The organism is Pseudomonas sp. HR1 (assembly GCF_030175875.1).
Lineage (GTDB): Bacteria > Pseudomonadota > Gammaproteobacteria > Pseudomonadales > Pseudomonadaceae > Chryseomonas > Chryseomonas oryzihabitans.
Genome location: NZ_JASNRF010000032.1, coordinates 1 through 1,088 on the forward strand (window position 1 = coordinate 1; position 1,088 = coordinate 1,088).

1 protein-coding gene is annotated in these 1,088 nt (G+C 57.6%); it reads right to left on the reverse strand.

Going from position 1 to position 1,088, the window contains the following annotated elements; translation table 11 throughout:
• The coding region (locus QKY98_RS23395; RefSeq protein WP_284671675.1) for an IS5-like element IS1384 family transposase at nucleotides 1-783 on the reverse strand (783 nt) is incomplete at its 3' end.
• Nucleotides 784-1,088 lie beyond the last annotated feature (305 nt).

Below are 1,088 nucleotides of genomic sequence, written 5' to 3' on the forward strand. Positions count from 1 at the left end.
CGTGCGCTTGGCTTTGTACAGCACGCTGCGCTTATCGAGTTTTTTGTAGGTGCTGCGGCGTGCCGCCACCTGCCAGATAACTTCACGTCCTTCATGCTCGGGCCGCTTTTCGACACCGGTGTAGCCTGCATCGGCGCAGACCACGTTTTCGTCGCCATGCAGCAATTTGTCCAGCTGGGTGACATCCGCCACATTGGCCGCCGTGCCCACTACGCTGTGCACCAGACCCGATTCGTCATCGGCGCCGATGTGGGCCTTCATGCCGAAATAATACTGGTTTCCCTTCTTGGTCTGGTGCATTTCCGGGTCGCGCTTGCCGTCCTTGTTCTTGGTCGAACTGGGCGCATTGATCAGCGTTGCATCGACGATGGTGCCCTGGCGCAGCGACAGGCCGCGGTCGCCCAGATAGCCATTGATGACAGCGAGGATGCCGGCCGCCAGCTCGTGTTTCTCCAGCAAGCGGCGGAAGTTGAGAATGGTGGTTTCGTCGGGGATGCGCTCCAGGTTCAGCCCGGCAAACTGGCGCAGGATCGTGGTTTCGTACAGCGCTTCCTCCATCGCTGGATCGCTGTAGCCGAACCAGTTCTGCAGCAGATGCACACGCAGCATCGCCATCAACGGGTAGGCCGGACGGCCACCTTCACCCTTCGGATAATGTGGCTCGATCAAAGCAATCAAGCCCTTCCACCGCACCACCCGATCCATCTCGATCAGGAACAACTCCTTGCGGGTTTGCTTGCGCTTGCCAGCGTACTCGGCGTCGGCGAAGGTCATCTGCTTCATCGGGAAACTCGGTGGGTGGGGTCGCGGTATTTTGCCAAATCAGAAGTCTTTTTCAGAGTTTCCCTAGTTAATGGCAGAGTGCCAGCAACGACCCTGACCTACGCTCATAGAAACGCCAGGCTGAACCGAAAGAGGCCGAGACTTTCGAAGCTGTATATTTGGTTCTGGAGGTTTCACGTGCAAGCGTCCTCATCAAGAAAATGCGGTTCGACAGCCGCAGCGCTCAACGAAGCGTGCTTCTGCGTAAGCCTAGATCAAGCTGCGCTCGTAAACGCATTGACCGAACAGCTTGGGGATTCAGAGCT